This is a genomic window from Acinetobacter sp. FY683 (assembly GCF_059515885.1).
Map to the genome: position 1 here is coordinate 16,090 of NZ_JCAKNA010000007.1, position 23,812 is coordinate 39,901.

Annotated in this window: 22 protein-coding genes; 7 read left to right on the forward strand and 15 right to left on the reverse strand. The window is 36.1% G+C overall.

Features of this window, described 5'->3' with window-relative positions; all coding sequences use genetic code 11:
* Nucleotides 1-18: 18 nt before the first annotated feature.
* The 5 genes from putP to AC5YDH_RS05375 all read right to left on the reverse strand — a co-directional run bounded on the left by putP (nt 19) and on the right by AC5YDH_RS05375 (nt 4,789).
* Entirely contained in the window at nt 19-1,509 is a 1,491-nt protein-coding gene (gene putP, locus AC5YDH_RS05355) for a sodium/proline symporter PutP (RefSeq protein ID WP_496117397.1), read from the reverse strand.
* Nucleotides 1,510-1,726: 217 nt separating this feature from the next.
* A complete protein-coding gene (locus tag AC5YDH_RS05360; protein WP_496117399.1) occupies nt 1,727-2,581 on the reverse strand; it encodes an SPFH domain-containing protein in 855 nt (284 codons plus the stop codon).
* Between the two features lies 1 nt (nt 2,582).
* Nucleotides 2,583-3,068 (reverse strand): NfeD family protein, encoded by a 486-nt coding sequence (locus AC5YDH_RS05365; protein WP_496117401.1) that lies wholly within the window; start codon nt 3,066-3,068, stop codon nt 2,583-2,585.
* A gap of 112 nt (nt 3,069-3,180) precedes the next feature.
* On the reverse strand, nt 3,181-4,098 hold the full coding sequence (locus AC5YDH_RS05370) for a patatin-like phospholipase family protein (RefSeq protein WP_496117403.1): 918 nt from the start codon (nt 4,096-4,098) through the stop codon (nt 3,181-3,183).
* A gap of 64 nt (nt 4,099-4,162) precedes the next feature.
* A complete protein-coding gene (locus AC5YDH_RS05375; RefSeq protein ID WP_496117405.1) occupies nt 4,163-4,789 on the reverse strand; it encodes a 1-acyl-sn-glycerol-3-phosphate acyltransferase in 627 nt (208 codons plus the stop codon).
* Between the two features lie 130 nt (nt 4,790-4,919).
* Between AC5YDH_RS05375 and AC5YDH_RS05380 the strand changes: the two genes are divergently transcribed.
* The 4 genes from AC5YDH_RS05380 to AC5YDH_RS05395 all read left to right on the forward strand — a co-directional run bounded on the left by AC5YDH_RS05380 (nt 4,920) and on the right by AC5YDH_RS05395 (nt 10,030).
* Nucleotides 4,920-6,173, forward strand: coding sequence for an MFS transporter (locus AC5YDH_RS05380; RefSeq protein ID WP_496117406.1), 1,254 nt, complete (start codon nt 4,920-4,922; stop codon nt 6,171-6,173).
* A gap of 170 nt (nt 6,174-6,343) precedes the next feature.
* Nucleotides 6,344-8,023, forward strand: a complete 1,680-nt coding sequence (locus tag AC5YDH_RS05385) for a phosphoethanolamine transferase (protein ID WP_496117407.1) — start codon at nt 6,344-6,346, stop codon at nt 8,021-8,023.
* Between the two features lie 3 nt (nt 8,024-8,026).
* Complete coding sequence (locus tag AC5YDH_RS05390) at nt 8,027-8,704, forward strand: response regulator transcription factor (protein ID WP_496117409.1); 678 nt, start codon at nt 8,027-8,029, stop codon at nt 8,702-8,704.
* Between the two features lie 9 nt (nt 8,705-8,713).
* Nucleotides 8,714-10,030, forward strand: a complete 1,317-nt coding sequence (locus tag AC5YDH_RS05395) for an ATP-binding protein (RefSeq protein WP_496117411.1) — start codon at nt 8,714-8,716, stop codon at nt 10,028-10,030.
* A gap of 45 nt (nt 10,031-10,075) precedes the next feature.
* On the opposite strand, the gene AC5YDH_RS05400 is transcribed toward AC5YDH_RS05395, so the two are convergent.
* From AC5YDH_RS05400 to AC5YDH_RS05435, 8 genes are all read right to left on the reverse strand, one after another.
* Nucleotides 10,076-10,867 carry a serine/threonine protein kinase gene (locus AC5YDH_RS05400; RefSeq protein WP_496117413.1) on the reverse strand — a complete coding sequence of 264 codons (792 nt, stop codon included), beginning with the start codon at nt 10,865-10,867 and terminating at the stop codon, nt 10,076-10,078.
* Between the two features lie 103 nt (nt 10,868-10,970).
* Complete coding sequence (locus AC5YDH_RS05405; RefSeq protein ID WP_496117414.1) at nt 10,971-11,666, reverse strand: phosphatase PAP2 family protein; 696 nt, start codon at nt 11,664-11,666, stop codon at nt 10,971-10,973.
* Nucleotides 11,667-11,813: 147 nt separating this feature from the next.
* Entirely contained in the window at nt 11,814-12,542 is a 729-nt protein-coding gene (locus tag AC5YDH_RS05410; protein ID WP_496117603.1) for an amino acid ABC transporter ATP-binding protein, read from the reverse strand.
* 14 nt (nt 12,543-12,556) lie between these two features.
* Entirely contained in the window at nt 12,557-13,240 is a 684-nt protein-coding gene (locus tag AC5YDH_RS05415; protein WP_496117416.1) for an ABC transporter permease subunit, read from the reverse strand.
* The gene (locus tag AC5YDH_RS05420; protein WP_496117418.1) at nt 13,240-13,983 is read right to left on the reverse strand and encodes an amino acid ABC transporter permease; all 744 of its coding nucleotides are present in this window, start codon (nt 13,981-13,983) and stop codon (nt 13,240-13,242) included. The genes AC5YDH_RS05415 and AC5YDH_RS05420 overlap by 1 nt, the downstream gene beginning before the upstream one ends.
* A gap of 71 nt (nt 13,984-14,054) precedes the next feature.
* Nucleotides 14,055-14,999, reverse strand: coding sequence for a transporter substrate-binding domain-containing protein (locus AC5YDH_RS05425; protein ID WP_496117420.1), 945 nt, complete (start codon nt 14,997-14,999; stop codon nt 14,055-14,057).
* Between the two features lie 501 nt (nt 15,000-15,500).
* Complete coding sequence (locus AC5YDH_RS05430) at nt 15,501-16,157, reverse strand: YadA family autotransporter adhesin (protein WP_496117422.1); 657 nt, start codon at nt 16,155-16,157, stop codon at nt 15,501-15,503.
* A gap of 348 nt (nt 16,158-16,505) precedes the next feature.
* Complete coding sequence (locus AC5YDH_RS05435; RefSeq protein WP_496117423.1) at nt 16,506-17,036, reverse strand: hypothetical protein; 531 nt, start codon at nt 17,034-17,036, stop codon at nt 16,506-16,508.
* Nucleotides 17,037-17,197: 161 nt separating this feature from the next.
* On the opposite strand from AC5YDH_RS05435, the gene AC5YDH_RS05440 reads away from it, so the two are divergent.
* Nucleotides 17,198-18,229, forward strand: a complete 1,032-nt coding sequence (locus AC5YDH_RS05440; protein WP_496117425.1) for a molecular chaperone DnaJ — start codon at nt 17,198-17,200, stop codon at nt 18,227-18,229.
* 197 nt (nt 18,230-18,426) lie between these two features.
* Complete coding sequence (locus AC5YDH_RS05445; protein WP_496117427.1) at nt 18,427-18,801, forward strand: endonuclease domain-containing protein; 375 nt, start codon at nt 18,427-18,429, stop codon at nt 18,799-18,801.
* Nucleotides 18,802-18,899: 98 nt separating this feature from the next.
* Here the strand turns inward: AC5YDH_RS05445 and AC5YDH_RS05450 are convergent, their stop codons facing one another.
* Nucleotides 18,900-19,973 carry a hypothetical protein gene (locus AC5YDH_RS05450; protein WP_496117429.1) on the reverse strand — a complete coding sequence of 358 codons (1,074 nt, stop codon included), beginning with the start codon at nt 19,971-19,973 and terminating at the stop codon, nt 18,900-18,902.
* A gap of 86 nt (nt 19,974-20,059) precedes the next feature.
* Nucleotides 20,060-22,954 (reverse strand): valine--tRNA ligase, encoded by a 2,895-nt coding sequence (locus AC5YDH_RS05455; protein WP_496117431.1) that lies wholly within the window; start codon nt 22,952-22,954, stop codon nt 20,060-20,062.
* 183 nt (nt 22,955-23,137) lie between these two features.
* Between AC5YDH_RS05455 and AC5YDH_RS05460 the strand changes: the two genes are divergently transcribed.
* Nucleotides 23,138-23,806, forward strand: coding sequence for a hypothetical protein (locus tag AC5YDH_RS05460; RefSeq protein ID WP_496117433.1), 669 nt, complete (start codon nt 23,138-23,140; stop codon nt 23,804-23,806).
* The last annotated feature ends 6 nt before the right edge of the window (nt 23,807-23,812 follow it).

Sequence of the window (23,812 nt, forward strand, 5' to 3'; positions counted from 1 at the left end):
TGAATAATGGATGCTGAATTATTTCATTGCATCAGTATATAACTGATCAGCTTCATTGAAGCGATCTGTAATATCTTGGCTAGGTTCTTTATCTAATAAACTCACGACAATAATGGCAATGAATGAGAAGATAAAGCCTGGAATAATTTCGTAAAGACCCGTGTCTCCGAAGAAGTTTTTCCAGATAATAACAATAGCAGCACCTGAGACCATACCAACTAAAGCACCATTTAAAGTCATGCGTTTCCAGAACAACGATAAAATAATGAGTGGACCAAATGCAGCACCAAAACCAGCCCAAGCATAAGCAACTAAACCAAGTACTTTAGATTCAGGGTTGCCTGCTAACCAAATTGCAAGAATAGCAATAAGTAGAACCATTAAGCGGCCCACCCAAACTAATTCTTTTTGAGATGCCGTTTTACGAATAAAGGTTTTGTAGAAGTCTTCGGTTAAGGTACTTGAACATACAAGTAATTGGCAACTTAAAGTACTCATAACAGCTGCTAAAATTGCAGCTAACACAACACCTGCAATCCATGGATTAAATAAAATTTTTGTTAATTCCATGAATACAGTTTCAGGGTTTGCATTTACAACTGCTGCCAATTCAGGGTTTTGTTGGAAGTAAGCAATACCAATGAAACCTGCAGCAACTGCACCACCTAAACATAAAATCATCCATGTCATACCAATACGACGTGCATTTGGAATAGATTTTACAGAGTCAGCTGCCATAAAGCGGACAAGAATATGTGGTTGACCGAAGTAGCCTAAACCCCAAGCAAGTAATGAAATAATAGCGACAAAGCTTAAATCACCCATAATGTTCATTGCTTGTGGGCGCGCAGCTTCAAGCGCTAAAGTCACTTGAGAAAGGTCGGAGAATGTTAATAATGCAACAATTGGAGTAAGTAATAGTGCAAAAATCATTAAGCCTGCTTGAATTGTATCAGTCCAGCTTACTGCTAAGAAGCCTCCAATAAATACATAACTAATGGTTGCAATTGCACTGATCCATAAAGCTGTACTATAAGACATGTCAAACATGCTTTCGAATAAACGAGCACCTGCTACCATGCCAGAAGCACAGTAAATAGCAAAGAAAATAAGAATGATGATTGCTGATGCAATACGCAAAATTTTCTTATTGTCATTAAAACGGTTGGCAAAGTAATCTGGTAACGTTAAAGCGTTATATTGTACTTCGGTATGTACGCGTAAGCGTCCTGCAACTAAGTACCAGTTGATCCAAGCACCAATAATTAGACCAATAGCAATCCAAGCTTCTGAAAGACCTGAAAGGTAAATAGCACCTGGCAAACCCATAAGTAGCCAGCCACTCATGTCAGATGCACCTGCTGAAAGCGCGGTAACAAAACTACCTAAACGTCTACCACCCAGAATGTAGTCAGAGAAATTGCTTGTTGCGCGGTATGCCATTAAGCCAATGAAAACCATGGCGACAATGTAAAATAAGAAGGTAATAACTGTGGGATTTAAATTCATAACTATGTCCATGTCAGGATGAATTGAAACATTGCTTTAAGATGAATTTTGTAAGGCTTTTAGTTAAGTTCACTTAAAACTTGCTTCTTAGTCATATATAAAACAAAAAATAAAGCGTTATTTTATACGTAATTTATTAATAATTGCTGTTTTATCGTAAGTAAAAAAAATATGGGTAGCAAATTTGCTACCCATATTGTGTGAAAAATCTTTGAATTTAGTTACTACGACCCATAATTCCACGAATCGTATTTAATACATCGGCAGGAAGAACAACAGTTTTAGCATTGTTCGACTTCGCCATGTCTTGCATTGCTTTTACATACTGTTCACCTAAAAGGTAAGCAACAGGAATCTCTTTATCACCCACAGCTGAAGACACCATTTCAATTGCACGTTGTGATGATTCTGCTAATACAACTTGAGCTTCTGCATCACGACGAGATGCTTCTAAACGACCATCTGCTTCAAGAATTGCTGCTTGTTTTTCACCGTCTGCTTTCGTTACTGTTGCACGACGTTGACGTTCTGCAGCCGCTTGTTCTTCCATGGCAGATTGCATAGTGTGAGATGGTTTAATATCTTGAATTTCTACAGTTTTAAGCGTAATACCCCAGTCTGCAATATCATCTGAAATAGCAGCTTTAAGTTTCGCTTTAATATGATCACGTGAAGATAGGGCATCATCTAAGTCCATTTCACCTACAATTGAACGTAGTGACGTTTGAACCATGTTTTGAATTGCCCATGTGTAGTTTTCAATACCATAAACCGCTTTTTCAGGTGTGGTTAAGTTGATATATGCTACGGCATTCATTAATAAAACAGCATTATCACGTGTAATCACTTCTTGTGATGGAATATCAAGTACGATGTCTTTTGTTGTTACTTTATATGCAACTTCATCAATATAAGGAATAACAAAGTTTAGACCAGGACCAAGTGTTGTGTGGTATTTACCTAAACGCTGTACAATCCATTTATAACCTTGCGGAACAATGCGAACACCTTTAAAAATTGTTACTGCAACAAAGGCTAAAAATGCTAAAACAATAATAGAACCAGCTGCCATTTTATTTACTCACTTTTTCATTTTCATAATTGCTAGTGTGTACTTGAACAACTAAATCGTTACCCAAAATATCGATCACACGAACACGGTCACCCACTTGTACATAAGATTGAGTGCGGCAATTCCACTCATCTGCACCTAAAATAGGCATAGGGAATCGGACTTTAATTTGGTCATGCTCTAAATTAGTTTGAATAACCATTCCAACTTGACCAATGGTGGCTTCACGAGATAACCCAGCTTTGGTTTTATCTGTAGAAAGAGGTTTGATGTATTTAAACCAAAACACGGTTGCAAGAACAGAAAGAATAATCCATGTAATTAGTTGAGCAACTTGCCCCATAGATGGAAATAGCCAAAGCAAGATACCAACTAAAACTGCACCAATGCCAAACCAAAGTGCAGCAAATGCTGGAAGCAATAATTCGGAGAGAATTAAAGCTACACCTAATACGAACCAATGCCACGGTTCCAAGATAAATTCCATACATTTTCTCTTTGTATTAGTAATGAATAAGGAAATGTTTGATATAGATGAAAAATCATCTATATCAATTTAACAGATGAAAACCTATGTGGATATAACAAATTTCTTGATTTTAAAATTTCGCTTTAGGTGCAGGTTTTAATGCAGCAGGTGACTTTTTGAAATCTGCAATGGCTTTATTAATTGCATGAATTTTAAATTGAGTCGCTTTCTCTCCAGCCATAATGGTTTCATGACTTGCTTTTAGGTCGAGTGTACCTATATGTCCAACTTTGGGTTGAATAACAATATTGGCTTGTTTGAGTTCTTCATTAATACTTTGTTGCCCCATAATATTGATGGTTTGATCAAGTAAACCAAACATACTTGTGGCTTTACCCCCTTCAGGGCGTGCAGAAATATCAACTGCAATAATAATATCGGCACCCATATCGCGAGCTGTTTTTACAGGGATCGGGCTAACCAATCCACCATCAACATACTTTACGCCTGCAATAGTGGCAGGTACAAATACGTTTGGAATACTGCAAGATGCGCGAACAGCTTGACCTGCATTACCTTTAATAAACTCAACTTTTTTACCATTATCTAAACGTGTAGCTACGGCAGCAAAGCGAATTGGAAATTGTTGCATAGGTTTGTTGGCAACATTTTTATTGACATAGTCTTGCAGCTTTTGACCTAATAGAATGCCTTGTCGATTCAGTGTTAAGTCACGAATATCAGATTCTTTGAAGTTTAATGCGATTTGCTGTAATTGATATGGAGATTTTCCACTTGCATATAAGCTACCAACAAAGCTACCTGCACTGGTACCCGTTACAATTTTGGCTTTAATACCATGAGATTCAAGTACTTTTATGACACCAATATGAGCAAAGCCTTTTGCACCACCACCGCCAAGCGCAAGTGCAATAACGGGTTCACGAGCTTTGATTGCTGTGGTTTGAGTTGGTGTTTTGGTTGCTTTATCACAACCTAATAGGCTTAAGCCAAGTACAGCAAGGAGAGGGAGATGTAATAACTTCATAAATTGAATATAAAATAAATTAAACAAATAATGAGCACATATCACCAAAAAGTAGACTATTTTGCTAGTCTTTTTTCCAATGCTTTTGTAACGGCTTTGCTAACCATTTTTCATGTTTAGGTGAAAAATTACCTTCGTAAGCGTTTAATATGCTTTCTAAGTCTTTTTTATATTCGCCTGTTGTTTCAAATGTGCCTAAAATTTTAATTATTTTATTTTGATAATCAAATGCAAACATAACAATTGGAATTTGCGCTGCATGAGTAATATGATAAAAACCACTCCGAATTTTTTCAGCTTCTTTACGAGTCCCTTCAGGCGCCATGCCGATCCATATTTGCTCTTTAGCTGCAATAATATTGGCAATTTGTTGCGTTTGTCCCTGAGGGGTGTTTCGTACAACGGGAATAACCCCAATCCATTTTAAAATTGGCTTGAGGGGTGTTTTAAAAAGTGTATTTTTCCCGAAAATTGTAATTTTTATATTTAATCCTAATAAAGCTAAAAAACCATGCCATGCATCAATATTCGATGTATGAGGGGAAATGATTGCAACAGCTTTGGCTAGGTTTGGAAACTCACCATGCATTTCCCAGCCTTGAGCAAGAAAGACTTTTTTAAAGAAACTCTGTGTATAAGTGCTTGAATTTCTGTGTGGCACTAAAGGCGGTAAAGTTGGAAATTTTTTCATATTATTTTTGTCTAGAATAGAAAATGAATGTTAATAAAAAATATTAAGCTTTAATATCAGGATGATCATTGGCAAAATAATATATGTCATACGGATATAAGTACAAAAATATCATTTGCTTAGGAAGTTTATGTCTAATTTACGTAATGTTTATCTTATTTTGTTTTCATTATATTGGGCACAAGGTTTACCTGTAGGTTTTATGACACATGCTTTACCTGTTATTTTACGAGCACAAGGTGTGTCACTCGCTCATATTGGTGGTTTTGGATTATTGATGTTGCCATGGTCAATTAAAATATTTTGGGCACCTTTGGTCGATAAATTTGGATATCAAAAATTTGGGCATTACAAAACGTGGATTATTCCAACACAGCTACTTACTGTTTTTGTACTCATTGCACTTTCATTTATTCCAATAGAGTCTTTAAATCAGCCTACATATTTATTGGCATTTTTTGTTGTTTTGCTCAGTATGAATTTAATTGGAGCAACACAAGATATCGCAACCGATGGCTTGGCAGTCAATGTTTTAAAAAATGAACAGCAGCATTGGGGGAATACATTTCAAGTTGTAGGTTCTAGATTGGGCTTTATTGTCGGTGGTGGGGCTATTTTGTGGGCTTTGGACTGGCTGAATTGGCAAATGACATTTTGGGTTTTGGCGGGTTTAGTGGCTTTAAATACGCTCCCTATTTTATTCACCAAAGAATCAAAGCATTTAGATAAGTTAACTCAAAACAATAAAACCAAACTTGAATGGGGCAATATAAAAGTATATTTATCATATTTTACAAAAACGCCAGTGTTGATGTCATGGCTGATTGTTTTAATTACTTTTAAAATTGCAGATGGACTGTCAGGACCATTATTAAAACCATTAATGGTTGATATCGGTTTAAGTTTTTCACAAATTGGTATTTATGTCACGATGCTAGGTGCTTGCGCTGCGTTGATGGGTGCGGGATTAGCAGGACTATGTTTAAAGTATATTTCTAGGGTGCAGGCATTACTGGGCTTTTCGGTTTTAAAGGTAGTTAGTTTATTGGCATACGTATGGTTAGCGCACTTATTTGAAGCAAATATAAATATTCCTCCATGGGTAATTTATAGTGTGAATGCGATAGAAGATATGGCGTCTTCCATGCTTTTAGTGGTGATGCTGACGCTGATTATGCAATATAGTCGTAAAGAGTTTGCAGGGACTGACTTCACCTTCCAAGTTGCTATTATGGCAACTGTCAGTGGTGCTCTATATAGTTTGAGTGGTTTATTGGGGGATGAATTAGGTTATAAATTATATCTATGTATAATATGTGGTATTGCAGTATTTGCAATAATTCCTATTATAAAATGGTCAAAATTAGAAAAATTATATGATTAATAATTTAATTCTGTGATTGTAAATTTTATAAAAAATAATATTTATCAAAAAATTAAACTTAAAAATACGATTAATGACTTAAATAAAAATAAATACATTTCAAATTTAAGTGTTTTTTAAGTTTCAACTTTTACTTTAAAGGCATTGGGTTTCCCCGTGATTGAATTTTTATGCAAAATTTAAAGTCAAAATTATGTCAGCTAAGAAATAAAATTAAACCTATAAGCTTAGGTACTTTCAATTTGTTGGTTGCTGTATGGCTAGGTATTGTTCTCAATACTGGCTTTTATGAAAAAATCAGCGAGCTTACGCCGTATAGCGGTTTTAAAGCAGTTTTGTTTATGGCTGCAACAGTTTGTATTGTGATTGCATTTTATAGCTTAATCATGCAAATTTTTTCTTGGAAATGGACAGCCAAGATATTTGCAATTATTTTGATTGTGATTGGTGGATTTAGTTCATATTTTGTGAATAGTCTGGGTGTTATTATTACTTCAGATCAAGTCCAAAACATGATGCAGACCGATGTAAAAGAAGTGAAGGATTTATTGTCACTTCACCTTTTAACATGGGTTATTGGTGTAATTGTTTTCCCTATTTTTGTGATCTGTTTTATTCGATTAAAGAAAGAAGCGACCAACTTTAAAGTACTTCTAAAAAAGCTCATATACAGCATTGCATCTTTGGCTGTTGTTGGTGGATTAGTATTTAGTTTTTATATCGATTTTGCATCTATATTCCGTGAAAATCGTGACTTAAAAGGAATGATTTCACCTCAGAATGCTATCGCATCAACGACATCATATTTTCATAAAAAGGCACCTAAAAAGAATTTACCATTGGTGACTTATGGTGAAGATGCACATTTGACAGAAAAAGTAGGTGGTACCAAACAACCAAAATTGATGGTTCTTGTTGTGGGTGAAACAGCACGTGCAGAAAGCTTTTCACTTAATGGTTATGCAAAAAATACCAATCCAAATTTATCTAAACAAGATATTGTTAATTTTAGTCAAGTGAGTTCATGTGGTACGGCAACAGCAGTTTCGGTGCCTTGTATGTTCTCTGGTATGCCAAGAGAATCGTATGATGAGGAATTGGCAAGTCATCGTGAAGGATTATTGGATATTGCTAAACGCGCAGGATATAAAGTGACATGGATTGATAATAATTCAGGGTGTAAAGGTGCGTGTGATCGGGTTGAACAATATGAAATTCCAAAAGAATTGAAACAAAAATGGTGTGATGATTCTGGTGAATGTTTAGATGGAATATTAGTTGATAGCTTGAATCAGTTTATAGCTCAAATTCCTGCGGATGATAAAACACCACGCTTGATCGTGTTACATCAAATGGGAAGCCATGGTCCAGCATATTTTAAACGTACGACAGATGAGTTTAAAAAATTTACACCAACGTGTGAAACGAATGCGATTCAAGGGTGTAAGCCTGAGGCTTTAGTTAACTCTTATGACAATACAATTTTATATACAGATCATGTGTTAAGTGAATTAATTGATACACTTAAACAAAATGATAAATATGAAACTGGTTTTTGGTATTTATCTGATCATGGTGAATCTACAGGTGAAAAAGGGTTGTATTTGCATGGTGCTCCATATGCGATTGCACCAAGTCAACAGACACATATTTCGATGTTAATGTGGTTTTCACCGCAATGGAAAAAATCAATTTCTGGTGAGTTGAATTGTTTAAATCAGCAAAAAGATCAACCATTTAGTCAAGATAATTTATTCCCAACAATGTTATCTTTACTTGGAATTAATACAAAAGTATTAAATCCTAATCTAAATATGTTTAATGAATGTAGTGCGAAACCTAGAGCATAAATTATGAGCAAGATTCTCATCATTGAAGATGATTTTATGATTGCAGAATCCACTCAAACTTTATTGAGATATCATCAACATGAAGTGGAGTGGGTAAATAATGGTATTGATGGATTAAAATATCTGCAACAGTGCAAATTTGATATTGTTTTGCTTGATCTGGGTTTACCAATGATGGATGGAATGCAGGTTTTAAAACAAATACGACAAAACTTTGCTCAATTGCCTGTGCTCATTATCTCTGCAAGAGATCAACTACATAATCGGGTAGAGGGTTTAAATCAAGGAGCAGATGATTATTTGATTAAACCGTATGAGTTTGATGAGTTACTTGCTCGAATTTCTGCATTATTACGTCGAGCTGGTAGTTTAAATTCTACTTTAGAAAATAGTCATATTCTAAAATATGGTGATTTAGTTTTAGATGTTGAACAGCATTTGGTGAAGTTTAAAGGAGAGTATCTTGAACTCTCAAATCGTGAGTGGGCGATTCTTTTACCTTTGGTGACTCATCCGAATAAAATTTTTTCTAAAAGTAATTTAGAAGATAAGTTGTATGATTTTGATACGGAAATTAGTAGTAATACTATAGAAGTTTATATTCATCATTTGCGTAATAAGTTGGGTAAGGATTTTATTCGTACAATTCGTGGTTTAGGTTATAGATTGGGACAACTTTAGGAATCATAAATGCAAGGTCATTACTCTTTAAAAAAGCGCCTAATCGTTTATGTATCTGTATTTAGTGTAGTTCTCGGATGCTTGTTAATTTACTCTGCTTATCGAATTGCACTTGAAGAAATTGATGAAATTATAGATGCCCAAATGCAAAATTTGGCTGAGCGTGTGGCAGATCATGAGCCTCAACCAATACGAAGCGATTTTGATGTGCATAAGCATTATCATGAGGAAGATTTATTTGTTGATGTGTGGGCTTATGATCAACAAGACAACGTGAATGATAAGCTTAATTTATTGGTAGGACCTGTTAAGGAAAAAGGGTTTTATTCACATAATACGGAAAAAGATGAATGGCATACTTATATTTTGCCATTAGATAAGCTTCAAATTCAGGTGAGTCAGCAAAATTCTGTACGTCAAAGTTTGGCTTTTGAGCTTGCGCTGAGTATGTTTATTCCTTACGTATTATTTTTACCCTTTGCTTTATGGGGATTAATTTGGCTCATTCGTAGAAATCTTAAACCTTTAGATGACTTTAAGGATGAATTAATTAAGCGGGGAGCTTATGAGTTAACGCCTATTCAAGCAACTCAATATCCTGTAGAAATTACGCCCACTATTCAAGAAATGAATCATCTTTTTGAGCGAATTTTATTATCACAACAAGAGCAAAAGCAGTTTACAGCCGATGCCGCACATGAATTAAGAACACCTATTACTGCGTTAAATTTGCAGACAGAAATTTTATTGCAACAATTTCCTCATGACCCATCCATTAAAAACCTAAGTAAGGGACTTATTCGAGTACAGCATTTAGTCAGTCAGTTGTTGAGTTTAGCAAGGCAAGATGCGTCTGTTTATAATGTAGATGAATCACGATTATTTGATCTAAATGAGCTTGTTGTTAGTTGTGTTGAGCAACTCATTCAGTTTGCGTTGCAAAAAGAAATTGATTTAGGCATGGATGAACAACAGAAAATTGAAATTTTTGCACAAGAGCATGCGGTACATTCAATTGTTTATAATTTAATTGATAATGCGATTAAATATACCCCTCCAAAAGGCATTATTAATGTTTCGGTTTCAATAGCTGGAGATAACGCTGTCATTATTGTTGAAGATAGTGGAGCAGGGATTGATCCATCAAAATTCAATGATATAAAGAAAAGGTTTTACAGAATTCATAATCATGCTGAAATTGGAAGTGGTTTAGGTTTATCTATTGTTGATAAAGCCATTCAGCATTTGCGCGGTCATTTAGATTTTTGTAGAAGTGAAACTTTGGGTGGGCTTAAAGTTGTGGTTGTATTACCAATTAAGCGATAAAAAACGGGTATTTTGCCCGTTTTAAAATTTAAACATATATTTAAATTAGTGCTTTTTATTGAGTATTTTTAGTAGATAAATACATTTTTTTAGACGTTTACCATCATTGCCCAATTTTTCTGGTTTTATTGCCAATAGCCATATCAGTTTGCGTCCAACACGACAAATATCTTGGAAAGCTTGCGGATGTAATCTTAAAGCATCTACCAGTAATTCCGCTGCTTGATCTAATTCATGCTCTTCAAAGCGATGAGAGGTAGAAAAAATAAAGCACAGCCAATCGCGTGTATGGCAGTCCTCTAAGCTCAAATATTGTCCAGGATCTGTTTCAAAATCGATAAAAGAAAAGTTTTGTTCACTGTCTACTAAAATATTTCGTGCGAATGCTTCACTTAAATAACTTTTTTGTAGGTGGATATCTTCAAGTGCATCAATTGCTTTATGAAATAAGGCTAAGCGTTGCTCTGTGGTTGGTTGAATGGAAAGAGCACTTTCAAGCTGAATGACTGCTTTGCCATTTGGTGAAGCATCTTTTAATAAAAATGCATTATTTTGAGATGCAAGAAGGTCAGGTACGGCTACCCCTAGCTTTTTTAAAGTTTGAATGCGGTTTATTTCACATGCGATTGCATCCTCTCCACCTTTGTTGGGTACAGGTGCGAGCATACTGAGACCAAGTAATTTAGAGAACCATTGTAAAGGGAGATAAATCCAAGTTGAATGGCGTTGAGCTGCTTTTTTTAACCAAACTTTTTGATTATTAATATTATAAGATTGGACAGGTTCTACTTGTTTTAAAGCATTTTCCTGCAAAAAATCAGCATAAATATCAGACACTATTTCGCTCTATGTATATTCAATTAAATTGTATTCTAACTAAAATATGCGTATAGGTCACAGAAATATACATAAGCTCATAATTTGAGTGAATAGCATTCCTTTATATATTTGAAGCCATACTTTTTTGTTTAAGCGTGTAATAGCACTGAATGAACATATAGACTATACAATTAATAAACCAAGTAATCCAAGCGGTCCATAAGTTGTGGCTAAGGAAATGTGCACCACGCATCATTTGAGCCCACCCCATAGCAAAACCAAGAATAAGTCCTGAAATTAGAAAAAAATATGCACGTTTAGTATTTGATTTTAAATAGACAAAATAGCCTGTCATTAAAGCAAAACCTGTTGATGCGTGACCACCAGGAAAACAATGACCATCTGTTGCTGTAAAATTCCATGTAAAACCTGAGGTTGTGGGCGTTGTCATATCCCAAGGGCAGGCATGTGCTGAATGTGCTTTTATTAAGCCAATTAAAATAGTACATAACATAGATGCAAAGAAGAAGTAGGCATATTCATGGCGTAGAGGCTTTAATTTTTGAAATTTGAAAGATGCAATCCATGTAAAAAAGTAGAAGCAGTAGATTAAGATAATAATATTTTTAACATAGCGATGATTGAGGGTTGCTAAAGACCAAGAATCTTTAAAAGGGAATTGTCCCGTTGAGTCAATCCAAGGTGAAATAAGTGTTAAATCTAAAGTGCCACCTACAGGTATATAAAGCCATAGAATGAAAAAACTTGTAATTAAAATAGCACTTTGTAATAAAGAAAATTGTCTCAGATTTTTCATAACATCAATGAAAATAAATAAGATGTATTAAATAAAAACAGCCTTAAAGAATACTTAAAAAGGTGAATTAAAAAACATAAAGCAATAGATAAATTTAAGAGTAAAAAAAGCAGATCATTTGATCTGCTTTTTTTTGCTTAGATTCAATTAGTGAAGAATTTTATCTAGGAACTGTTGAGCACGATCACTACGTTTTGTGGTGAAAAACTCATCTTTTGTACAGTCTTCTACAATTTTTCCTTGATCCATGAAAATGACACGATTTGCAACTTGACGAGCAAAGCCCATTTCATGAGTTACACACATCATAGTCATGCCTTCTTTAGCAAGCTCGACCATTACATCAAGTACTTCATTGATCATTTCAGGATCTAGAGCAGACGTTGGTTCATCGAATAACATCGCAATAGGGTCCATACTTAAAGCACGTGCAATAGCAACACGCTGTTGTTGACCACCTGAAAGTTGAGAAGGAAATTTATGGGCATGTGCACTTAAACCAACGCGGTCTAAGTAAGCTAAGCCCTTTTTCTTTGCTTCATCTTCAGAGCGACCAAGTACTTTAATTTGAGCAATGGTTAAGTTTTCCGTAATGCTAAGGTGAGGGAACAACTCGAAATGTTGGAACACCATGCCTACGCGACTACGCAATTTAGTTAAGTCCGTTTTAGGGTCATTGATGGCAACACCATCGACCAAAATTTGACCTTGTTGAAATGGTTCTAAGCCATTTACTGTTTTAATGAGTGTCGATTTACCTGAGCCAGATGGACCACAAACAACGACAACCTCACCTTGGTGAATTTGAGTCGTGCAATCAGACAATACCTGAAAGTCTTTGTTGTACCATTTGCTCACATTTTGGAGGTCAATCATTACTTTACTATCTGTCATACACTTAACCTCCTTTGTAATTTTTTAACGGCATAAGTTGCGATCATACTTACAGTGAAATAAACCAAGCCCGCAAATAAAATGTATTGCGTAAGAAGTGCCATAAGGTCACCACGGACATAGTTTGTACGGAAGAAATCAAGCAAGCCAATGGCATAAACCATCGTTGAATCTTGGAATAAAATGATGGTTTGCTGTAATAGCAAAGGAGTCATTTTACGGAATGCTTGAGGGAGGATAATTAATCGCATAGATTGCCCATAAGTCATTCCTAATGCTTGAGCTGCGGCTGTTTGTCCACGTGGGATAGATTGGATACCTGCACGAACAATTTCAGAGAAATATGCAGCTTCAAAGAGCATGAATGCGACAATACTTGATACCAAAGCAGTATCGATTGCTAAATAATTTCCTGTAATTGCAGTATAGAAAAACGGTACTGCAAAATAGAACCACATCAATACTAAAAGTAGAGGAATGGAACGGAATAAATTTACATAACTTTGGGCAATGAAATTTAATACTTTATTTGAAGATAGTCGCATTAACGCAAGGATTGTACCAATAGCGATACCCCCCACAGTTGCAATAACAACAACTTTTAAAGTAATTGAAAAACCATGCCACAACGCTGGTGCTGATAATTGAAGGTCAGTTAAAAATGCAGTGAGCCATTCCATTATTTATCTCCTGCAATTAAACCTGGAACACGCAAGCGTTTTTCAAGTATTAACATTCCTTTTAATAGGCAAACGTTAACGACAATGAAAATGAGGGTGATGAAGGTGTAAATTTCGATGGTGTTTTGAGTATATTCACTGATTGTTTTCATTTGAGAAATAATTTCAGATACACCCACCAAAGAAGCAACCGAAGTATTTTTTACGCAGTTAGTTAGTTCAGAACTTAAAGGCGGTAAAATAGTACGAAACGATTGAGGGAGAATAACGTAACGGTACAACTGGAATGTGCTAAAGCCCATCGCATAACCCGCATTAATCTGACCTTGAGGTAATGCTTCAATACCTGTACGAACTTGCTCACATACACGAGCAGCCGTAAACAAACCAAGACCAATACTTGCAGAAATAAGGGCAGTAGTATTTGCACCTAAGTCACTGACCCACCAAGTGTGGATTGGACCTGGTAAAAAATTTGGCACAACATAGAACCAAATAAATAATTGTATTAACAATGGTACGTTACGAAAAAGCGTAACATACGCCGCACCAATGTTTCGTGCAGTTTTATTGGGTAAAGTACGCATAATCCCTAGGATGCTACCAAGCACCATAGCAATAGACCATGCAACAATGGCAATTACAACTAACCAGCCAAGTCCTGTAAGAACCCAATCTAAGTAGGTTGTACTACCAATGCCAGTGGACTGAAATAAAACTCCCCAGTTCCAACTATAATTCATAATGACTCCGCAAATAGTCAGGCAAAAATTACTTTTTGCCTGATGTATTTATTCATTTATTATTTTAAAACTTATTCGTCTCGGTCATGTGGATTGCTAATCAATGATTTTAATTGATCAGACATTTGGAAATTCAAGTTGATATTTTTTGGTGGAACAGCTGACTGGAACCATTTTTTGTACATATCGTTGATTTCGCCAGATTTGTAAGTTTCAGTGATTGCACCATCAACAATTTTCTTGAAGCCTGTGTCGCCTTTACGCAGCATACAACCATAAATTTCTTGAATTGGAGCAGTACCTACAATTTCCCATTTTTCAGGATTAATTGCTTTAGATTTTTCACCAGCAAGCAAGATATCATCCATCATGAATGCAGCAGCACGACCGTTTTGAAGCATTAAGAATGATTCTGCATGGTCTTTAGCAGAAATAATTTCGCCAATGCCTAATTCTTTTTCATGTTGACGGATATAGCGTTCAGATGTAGTACCTGCAGTTGTTACAAGCTTTTTACCTTTAAGATCAGAGAAATCTTTAATGCCTGAATCTTTAGCTGTAAGTAAGCGTGAACCTACTTGGAAGAAACCTACAGAGAAGTCAACTTGTTGTTGGCGTTCTTTATTGTTTGTAGTTGAACCACATTCTAAGTCAACAGTACCATTTGAAACCAATGGAATACGGTTTTGACTTGTTACCAAGTTATAGCGAACTTTAAGATCTGGCATGTTTAGATCTTTTTTAAGCGCTTCTACAACTTTTAATTGTAAGTCATGTGCATAACCAACAGGTTGTGTTGGGTTGTCTGCGATATAAGAGAATGGGATAGATGAGTCACGGTAGCCAAGAACAACTGTTCCTGATTTTTTAATTTTTTCTAATGTGCCTGAAGTAGCAGTAGCATCTGAAGAAGCAGATTCTGTTGATGCAGGAGCTTTGTCATTGCTACATGCGCTTAAACCAAGCATTAATGCGCCTGTACAAAGAACCGATAGGGTAGTGTGTTTGAACTTCATGTATAAACTCCGTTTCTATAATTATTGCTATTTTGGTTTTGCTTTATTAAATACACAGTTTGTATTAAATATGTATTTAATATTGTCAAAAAGTAACCCGTATTTATCTTATGCGAGATTTACTACTTTGCTCAAGAAAAATAATTTCAAGGATTTTTGGGGGCTAAATAGTGATCAAGTTATCATTTTTTTTTGCAATAACCCTTAACTTATATGCCTTCCATGACAATTATTTTTCAAAGATCATTGTTTGAATATACATAAAATTGTGTACAAATACACCATTACAGAGGGGGTGTTACATTTTGTAACCATTATATTTGGGCTAAAATACAGTTAAAATAGGTACGAATTTGTATATTTTGACTTTAAATGAACAACATAGTTTGAATTAAATAAATATTCTTATCGTTTTTTTGTATTAATAAATTATTTAGAAGTATAGAAAATATTCACTATTTTTACTAATTCTGTCAATTTTGTCTGTTTTATTTAGCTGGATTACCATTGATAGCCCATTGATACAGCTCCACCTGAGTTTCGGTTACTATCGAAAGATGCACCTATTTTCCAGATTATTTTGTCATTTTCACTTACTGAACTAAACCCAAATGCTGCCGCTGAATGTCCTTTATATGTCCCCATACCACCACTAATCATATTTTTTCCAGGTGACGAAGGTTGTGGCAGATTCCCAACAGCAAGTGCACCAGCAATACCAGCATATGCGCCTTCTTTTAGATCATTCATGTTTTGATTAATTTGTTTTATTTCCGAATCGTACCCAGCCATTTGTCTTTTGTACATAGAGTTAATTGCATCGTAGGCTGCATAAAGTTGAGAGCCATTAACAGCATCTGTAGATGTTGCTGAAACTTGACCTGCTGCAACAGATTGAATAATACGTTCTTTACCCGACTCACCGACAGCGACAGCACTCGTTGGATTATTGCCAGCATGATTATAAGTATTTCCTGCAACTGTCGAAGATGCTGTTGCTAGTACGGCAGTGGTTTTCGAATTATTACCTAATGCAACATCATTTGAATTTAATGTTTGTGAGTTTTTGCCAAGAACAATTGAATCGCTAGCCGCATTATTGATAGCTGTATCTAATTTGGTTGAATCTGGATAACCATTTGATTCTGCAGTATTCATGATAATAAAAGCATTATTGTTGGTAGCGATTATACAATTATAATTTTTTGATGTAGTCGATGTAGTCGATCTCCCCGTGTTAAGTGTGCAAATAGTACCATCGCCTGAAGTTGTCATTTGACTAGAACCACCGATTAAAGATCCTGCGATAGCAATGGAAAAAAAGTGTGTGTATATAATTAATGGAATAATTATTTTTAAGATGTAGTTAATCATAATTCACCGTATTTTAATTTTATGTGATGTATTTATTGTTTTATTAGTACTATGAAATATATAACACATGCAATAGTTAAAATGAAAAATATTTAACTGATTTGTAAAATGAAAAATCAAATATTGTAAAAATTAATCGGTATAAATATTTTCGACAAATTGAATTAATTTTGAACTGATGAGCTGAATGTTCTGACTATTTTTGAGTAACTGATCTTGATGAGTGACTAATTTTAGATCTTGTGGTAGCAATAAATGTTGTTCCAAAATTTCTTCTGAATGAAAAAGTTCAAAAGCCAATTGATTGAGATTTGCATCATAAATTTGGCTATGAACAAATAAATGCAGTTCTTGAGAGAACACAGGAATTAGTTCTAGATATTCTGTTTCTAATGTGTGGAGTATATTTTTACTATTTTCAGGATGTTGCTGAATTTGCTTGCTGAATTCTTCGCTATAGCGTTGCATGCGATACAAGCTTGGTAATAAAGTGACAAAGTATTTTTGTTTTTGTTGATTTTGCTGAGTTTTACTTTGCTTTTGTTCTAGGTGTTTTAGATAAAGGGGAATACTAATCGCTACAAAAATGGCAAATACCGATCCAACAGCTTGAACCCATGCGGCCAGTTCTTGATTAAAAATTAAGTCAGACTGTGTCAGCATTTTAGAAATTCCAAGTATTATTATTAGACTAGTCTAGTGTGAATAATGGTCAAATTGAAGTGTAAATCGTAAATTTTAATATAAAAATAATACAAGTATTAGCATGAATTGAAACGGTTTTATTATAATTATTTTATATACATTTTATGTTGTGCATTCTTATGTCTTTTGCTTTAAAACCAGCTACTCAAACTGTGCTTGAAGTGTCGCCACAGCATAAAAAGCTAAACTGTTTGATTGATGAAATTGAACAACAAAAGTTATTGTTAAATGCTTGGCAAAATGCAAAAGATGAAATTCGTGCATATAGTCAAAAGGCTTTGATGCCTGCGTATCGTGATTTATATATGACGTTGTTTGAGCAAATGCAGGCACTTTGGAATAGCCTAAGCACATATAATTTAACTAAGTCAGATTCTGCACAAGTTGAAATTAAAATTCAGGCTTTGATAAAGCTTTTAAAAGATTCCAAAATGCTTGAGCAAATGCAGTTAGATAAAGTGAATGAGTTGTTTACCTATTATGAGCAGGCGGAAGCACATGCAAAAGATAAGAAAAATAAAAAGAAAACTCAGGAATGCGAGGCTGATATAACACAATATTTAGATATTTCTGATGATGTTGAAGAATGGAATACCAATGAATATGCTCAAGCTCGTGAGCAAGCCAAACTCAAACGTCAGCAAGATAAACAAGCACAAGCTGAAAAATTAGTAAACCAATCGCTGAAAACCGTATATTTAAAAGTCGCATCCATCATTCACCCTGATCGTGAACCTGATGAATCAAAAAAAGCCGAAAAAACCGAGCTGTTACAACGTGCCAATGAAGCCTATGAACAGGAAGATTTATTCTTTTTACTCAAACTGCAACTTGAAGTCGAACAAAGTAAACAAGGTTCAAATAAAGGTTTAAGCACCGAGCAAGTGAAGTTTTATCAACAGGCTTTAGAAGCGCAAAGCCAAGCCTTAAAAAAGCAGATTCAGGAATTGATTGATTCATTGGTTTGGTCAAATAAAGCCAAAATTGCGGTGCAAAAGTCGAAAGGGCAACTCAATATTGAGCAGTTGTATAAGCAGATTGATGCGGATGTGTCGGCGGTGAAGCAACAGTTAAAAGCTGAAAAGCAACGTTTGATGTATATGGGGAAAGAGAGTGGGCTGGAGATGTTGTTGGAGCATCAAGTGCTGTAATTTTTTAAAAGCACCTCTCCCTAATTTTCCTCCCCCTTGCGAAGCAGTGCTTCTCATTCTAGAGGGAGAAGGAGTTGCATCTGATTAGATACCATCACGTAATTTAATAATGAACGTTCCCTCTCCTTGTAGGAGAGGGCTAGGGAGAGGTGATAAAATTTGATAATCTAAAGAAAATAATAAAAATTAAATCCAAAATGAACAAAAAGCTCGATCCCCAGCTATTAACCTTCGCCAAATCCATGCGCCACACCGCCACCGATGCTGAAAACCTCATGTGGCAAGTTCTACGTGCTAAGCAGTTTATGAATCTTAAATTTCGTCGTCAGCATGTGATCAAACCTTATATTGTGGATTTTTACTGTCATGAAATTGGTTTAGTGATTGAGTTAGATGGTAGTCAGCATGGAGCGGATGATGCTGTTGAATATGATGCTGAACGGACGAAGTTTTTAGAGGCTTTGGGTTTAACCGTTGTGCGGTATTGGAATCATGATGTGTTAGGGCGGACGGATGTGGTGTTGGGGGATTTATGGCGAAAATGCACGGAATTAAAACATACCTCTCCCTAACCCTCTCCTAAAAGGAGAGGGAACTCCATTGCGAAATTCACCAAGGTATTCAATCAAATGACGCTCCCTCTCCCTATGGGAGAGGGTTGGGGTGAGGGCTATTTAATAGGTGATGTATAACTTCTTAAGACATAACCTTCTAAAACTTCGTCACTAATCTCTGTTCGTACTTTTAACCAAGATTTATGTAAGTCAGGATCATGGACAATTTCTAAAAATTTATATTGCTCTAACTCTTCTATAATTTCACTTTTTAAACTGGGATTTATGTATATAAATGAGGTTCTTGTCGTAATACGAGAGTTTTTAAATTCATTTTTATCAATACTATTCGGAGAGTTTTTAGCTACTTCATATTTGGATTGCAAGTAAAAAAATAATGCACTATTTAAAAAATTTTGAGCTAGTGTTACAAGGAGTTGATCCAAAGGAACTTGAGCATGAATAACTAAAATATAAATTGAAAGCAAAATTGTATTGATAAACAGCGATTCATCATTTATTTGAGTAGGTTTTTCGAGATTATGGTTGTTTAAATTCTCATCTGCAATATTGATACTATCTTCAATAATATCAATGGAGTGGTTTTCTTTTTGAATTTTCTCAAAAGTTGATACAGATAAGCTCTCAGCTAATAAGCCTAAACTTGAATGTGAAGAAGCTAAAGTAGTTAACTGTTCTACTGTATTTGCTGATTTCCAAGAGTTAATAAGAGCGATTTCAGTGTGATTTAATAAATTATTCAAACTAAAAAATTCTTGAGTATTAAGTAATTTTTCAATAGGTGTGGTTAATGCTACTAACTTAGCAATTTGAGCCATTGCTGAATTTTCGTAAAGCTTAGAAACTTGAGCCATTGCCGAACTTTCATAAAGCTTAGAAGCCTGAGCCATTGCCGAACTTTCATAAAGCTTAGAAGCCTGAGCCATTGCTGAACTTTCATAAAGCTTAGAAGCTTGAGCCATTGCTGAATTTTCGTAAAGTTTAGAAACTTGAGCCATTGCTGAATTTTCGTAAAGTTTAGAAACTTGAGCCATTGCTGAATTTTCATAAAGCTTAGAAGCTTGAGCTATTGCTGAGTTATCGGATAATTTAGCAGTCTGAGCTAAAGTAGAATAATCTGTTAAAGCTTTAATTTTTTCTAACGTTAATCTTCCCAAGCTTGTTTTCATGTTATAAAGTTCTTATGACTTAATTAACTGTTATTATAAATAAAAACCCCCTCATTCGAGGGGATTTTTTGAATCAAATTACAGCATTAAAGCGCCGCAATCTGCTCCATATTCGCTTTAATCTTCGCTAACTGATCAGCAAACTCAGCAAGTTTCACTTTCTCGCCCTCAACCACAGCCGCAGGTGCTTTTGCCACAAAACCTTCGTTAGAAAGTTTAGTTGCAATTTGGTCATGCTGTTTTTGAACCTTGTCTAAGTCTTTTTGTAGACGACCCAATTCCGCTTTAGGGTCAATTAAACCCTTCATTGGAACGAATACAGACACATGACCTACAACACTTGAAGAAGACAATGGCGGTTGTTCAGCATCTGCAAGGAAAGTAATGCTTTCAACTTTTGCCAATGCTTTAAACAATGGTTCAATACGTGCGATTTGAGCTTTTTCAGCATCAGTCGTGTTTTGAAGAAGAACAGGCAACAAACGAGCATTACCTAAGCCCATCTCACCACGAATGTTACGTACTGCACCAATCAAACCTTGAAGCCATTGCATATCTGCTTCAGCTTGGTCGTTGATGAGCGCTTGGTCAGCAACAGGGTATTGTGCAAGCATAATCGTTTCGCCAACGATGTTCAGTTTTGGCGCAAGTGTTTGCCAGATTTCTTCTGTAAGGTACGGCATCAAAGGATGAGCCAAACGTAAAGATGCTTCCATCACAGAAAGAAGAACACGACGTACTTCAGCTTTACGCTCAACCGATACGTTGTCATCATTTAGAACAGGCTTAGTCAGCTCTACATACCAGTCACAGTATTCATTCCAAATAAACTCGTAAATCGCTTGTGCAGCCAAGTCTAAACGATAGGTTGCAAATGCAGTTTGCACTGCTTGTTCCGCTTTTTGTAGACGGCTCACGATCCATTGTTCAGGTAATTCCCAAAGATCTTGGCGAACTTCTTGACCAATCACTTGCTCTTCGCAGTTCATCATCACGAAACGGGTTGCGTTCCAGATTTTGTTGGCAAAGTTACGGTAACCTTCAACACGTTTCATGTCGAACTTGATGTCACGACCAGTGTTCGCAAGCGCACAGAATGTGAAACGAACCGCATCTGTACCGTAAGATTGAATGCCTTCAGGGAATTCTTTACGGGTTGATTTTTCAATCTTCGCCGCTTGTTTCGGGTTCATGAGTCCTGTAGTACGTTTTTGTACTAGAGTTTCAAGGTCAACACCGTCAATCAAGTCTAATGGGTCAAGCACGTTCCCCTTAGATTTAGACATTTTCTGACCTTCGCCATCACGTACCAAACCGTGTACATATACAGTTTTGAACGGAACTTGCGGTGTGCCATCTTCATTTTTCATGAAGTGCATGGTCATCATAATCATGCGGGCAACCCAGAAGAAGATGATGTCGAAACCTGTAACCAACACATCAGTCGGGTGGAAGGTATTTAAGAAATAGTTTTCTTTATCTTTCGCTTCATCGCCAGTCCAACCTAAAGTTGAGAATGTCCAAAGACCTGATGAGAACCATGTATCCAATACGTCTTCGTCTTGGTTCAATTCAACTTCAGGCGCAATGCCGTTTTTCGCACGAACTTCGTCTTCATTACGACCAACGTAAACATTGCCTTCCGCATCGTACCAAGCAGGAATGCGGTGACCCCACCACAATTGACGAGAGATACACCAGTCTTGAATGTTGTTCATCCAAGCCATGTACATATTGCTGTATTGTTCAGGAACGAATTTGATGTCGCCATCTTTAACCGCTTTAATTGCAGGTTCAGCAAGCGGTGCAATCTTCACATACCATTGGTCTGTAAGAAGTGGCTCAACGATCACGCCTGAACGGTCACCGCGAGGTGGTTTAAGCGTATATGGTTGAATTTGGTCTAACCAACCTTCAGATTCCGCTTGTTCGACTAACTTTTTACGTGCTTCAAAACGTTCTAAACCAACATAGTCTGCAGGGGCAGGAATGGTTTTAGAAATTTGTTCGCCAGCTTTGGCGATGTATTCAAACTCAGCAAGCACTTCAGCATTTTTGTTGAAGATATTGATGATTGGCAATTCGCAACGTTTACCCACTTCATAGTCATTGAAGTCATGCGCAGGGGTAATTTTTACACAGCCTGTACCGAATTCTTTGTCTACATATTCATCTTTAACGATAGGAACTGCACGACCTGTAATTGGCAGGATAATGTTCTTACCAACTAAATCAGCATAACGCTCATCATCAAGGGCAACCGCAACTGCTGTATCACCTAATAATGTTTCAGGACGAGTTGTCGCAACTACGATGTGATCTTTACCATCGTGAGTGCGAAGTGACTTATCTTCAAAGAAATATTTGAAGTGCCACAGTGAACCTGCTTCTTCTTTATCAGACTCAACTTCTAAGTCAGAAAGTGCCGTTTGTAATTTTGGATCCCAGTTTACAAGGCGTTTACCACGGTAAATCAAACCATCTTCGTGAAGTTTTACAAACACTTCTTTCACAGCATTTGATAAACCTTCATCCATGGTGAAGCGTTCACGTGACCAGTCTACAGATGAACCTAAACGACGGATTTGACGGGTAATTGTACCGCCTGATTGTTCTTTCCATTCCCAGATTTTGTCGATGAACTTTTCACGACCTAAATCATGACGGCTAATACCTTGTGCACCCAACTGACGCTCTACAACCATTTGCGTTGCAATACCTGCGTGGTCAGTACCCGGTTGCCAAAGCGTGTTAAAACCAGACATACGTTTATGGCGAGTCAACGCATCCATAATGGCATTGTTAAAACCATGACCCATGTGCAAGCTACCAGTGACGTTTGGTGGCGGAATCATGATACAGAAAGACTCGCCTTTTTCAGACGGTTTGAAGTAACCACGCTCTTCCCAAGTTTGGTACCATTTTTTCTCGATCTCAGTCGGATCGTAGGTTGTCGCGATATTTTGCGCTGAATCAGTCATAGTTCGAACAGTTCAAAAGTGGATAAAAAATTGCGTCTATTGTAGCAAAAAAAAATGCAACTGAGGGGGCTTAACCAAATGCAAACTGTATGCAATTGGAATAGTGTTGTAATCAGCACAAGATGTTGTACATTCTATAAGTGAAGGGACATCATAATTATTAAGAAATGAAGGGAAAGTTTTATGCAGAATGTGGTTTTTCTAGGTGTGGAAAACAGTACGTTTGCTCAGTTTGAAAATATTGCTCACCGCTTGAAACAAGGCGATTCAGCAAGTGTTGCTCAAGAATTAGGTCAAGTTCTTGCAGATATGTCTTGTTATGTGGTTGATCAGGTTTTTGGGGAAATAGCAAAAATACGTGCACATTCAGATCTTGAGTCGGAAAATACGTTGCAACAAATAAAAGAAAATTTAAAAAAATATATGCCTTGGGCAATCGCCTTTTTTAGTAACGAGCGCTTAGTGGCTTTAGTGAAATATTTACAAAATAATATGTGTCGTATCAATAGCAGGCATTTCTTAACGTATAGCGTAAGTCCTGAACTGGTGTCACAGGCAAAGCATATAATGAGTCGCATTGAATCTGGTGATACTTTTAGTGTTGCTGTTGCGTTTGAAATTTTTATCCAGATTGTTGATTTGGGAATTGATCAACTTATTTTTACACCGAAAAAACTACTTAAATTTAATTTTGTGGTCGATAAAACTTTAACGGGTGTTATTCGGTTAACTAGTCAGTTAGGGTATAAGCGAATTGAAAAAATTTCGACACAGTTCGATTTTGACAATGCACAAAAATCGTTAAGACATTTTTTTAGTTTTTTAGAACATCCCGATCAGCCATCTATATAAGATAAG

Coding starts and splice junctions, on each gene's coding strand:
- AC5YDH_RS05370 (WP_496117403.1), bottom strand. CDS start 4,098: ATGAAGTTATTACATCTCCCTCTCCTTGCTGTACTTGGCTTAAGCCTA.
- AC5YDH_RS05365 (WP_496117401.1), bottom strand. CDS start 3,068: ATGGAATTTATCTTGGAACCGTGGCATTGGTTCGTATTAGGTGTAGCT.
- AC5YDH_RS05425 (WP_496117420.1), bottom strand. CDS start 14,999: ATGAAGTTCAAACACACTACCCTATCGGTTCTTTGTACAGGCGCATTA.
- putP (WP_496117397.1), bottom strand. CDS start 1,509: ATGAATTTAAATCCCACAGTTATTACCTTCTTATTTTACATTGTCGCC.
- AC5YDH_RS05440 (WP_496117425.1), top strand. CDS start 17,198: ATGTCTTTTGCTTTAAAACCAGCTACTCAAACTGTGCTTGAAGTGTCG.
- AC5YDH_RS05430 (WP_496117422.1), bottom strand. CDS start 16,157: ATGAATACTGCAGAATCAAATGGTTATCCAGATTCAACCAAATTAGAT.
- AC5YDH_RS05450 (WP_496117429.1), bottom strand. CDS start 19,973: ATGAAAACAAGCTTGGGAAGATTAACGTTAGAAAAAATTAAAGCTTTA.
- AC5YDH_RS05455 (WP_496117431.1), bottom strand. CDS start 22,954: ATGACTGATTCAGCGCAAAATATCGCGACAACCTACGATCCGACTGAG.
- AC5YDH_RS05460 (WP_496117433.1), top strand. CDS start 23,138: ATGCAGAATGTGGTTTTTCTAGGTGTGGAAAACAGTACGTTTGCTCAG.
- AC5YDH_RS05360 (WP_496117399.1), bottom strand. CDS start 2,581: ATGGCAGCTGGTTCTATTATTGTTTTAGCATTTTTAGCCTTTGTTGCA.
- AC5YDH_RS05405 (WP_496117414.1), bottom strand. CDS start 11,666: ATGAAAAATCTGAGACAATTTTCTTTATTACAAAGTGCTATTTTAATT.
- AC5YDH_RS05375 (WP_496117405.1), bottom strand. CDS start 4,789: ATGAAAAAATTTCCAACTTTACCGCCTTTAGTGCCACACAGAAATTCA.
- AC5YDH_RS05380 (WP_496117406.1), top strand. CDS start 4,920: ATGTCTAATTTACGTAATGTTTATCTTATTTTGTTTTCATTATATTGG.
- AC5YDH_RS05420 (WP_496117418.1), bottom strand. CDS start 13,983: ATGAATTATAGTTGGAACTGGGGAGTTTTATTTCAGTCCACTGGCATT.
- AC5YDH_RS05385 (WP_496117407.1), top strand. CDS start 6,344: ATGCAAAATTTAAAGTCAAAATTATGTCAGCTAAGAAATAAAATTAAA.
- AC5YDH_RS05395 (WP_496117411.1), top strand. CDS start 8,714: ATGCAAGGTCATTACTCTTTAAAAAAGCGCCTAATCGTTTATGTATCT.
- AC5YDH_RS05435 (WP_496117423.1), bottom strand. CDS start 17,036: ATGCTGACACAGTCTGACTTAATTTTTAATCAAGAACTGGCCGCATGG.
- AC5YDH_RS05415 (WP_496117416.1), bottom strand. CDS start 13,240: ATGGAATGGCTCACTGCATTTTTAACTGACCTTCAATTATCAGCACCA.
- AC5YDH_RS05445 (WP_496117427.1), top strand. CDS start 18,427: ATGAACAAAAAGCTCGATCCCCAGCTATTAACCTTCGCCAAATCCATG.
- AC5YDH_RS05410 (WP_496117603.1), bottom strand. CDS start 12,542: ATGATTGACCTCCAAAATGTGAGCAAATGGTACAACAAAGACTTTCAG.
- AC5YDH_RS05390 (WP_496117409.1), top strand. CDS start 8,027: ATGAGCAAGATTCTCATCATTGAAGATGATTTTATGATTGCAGAATCC.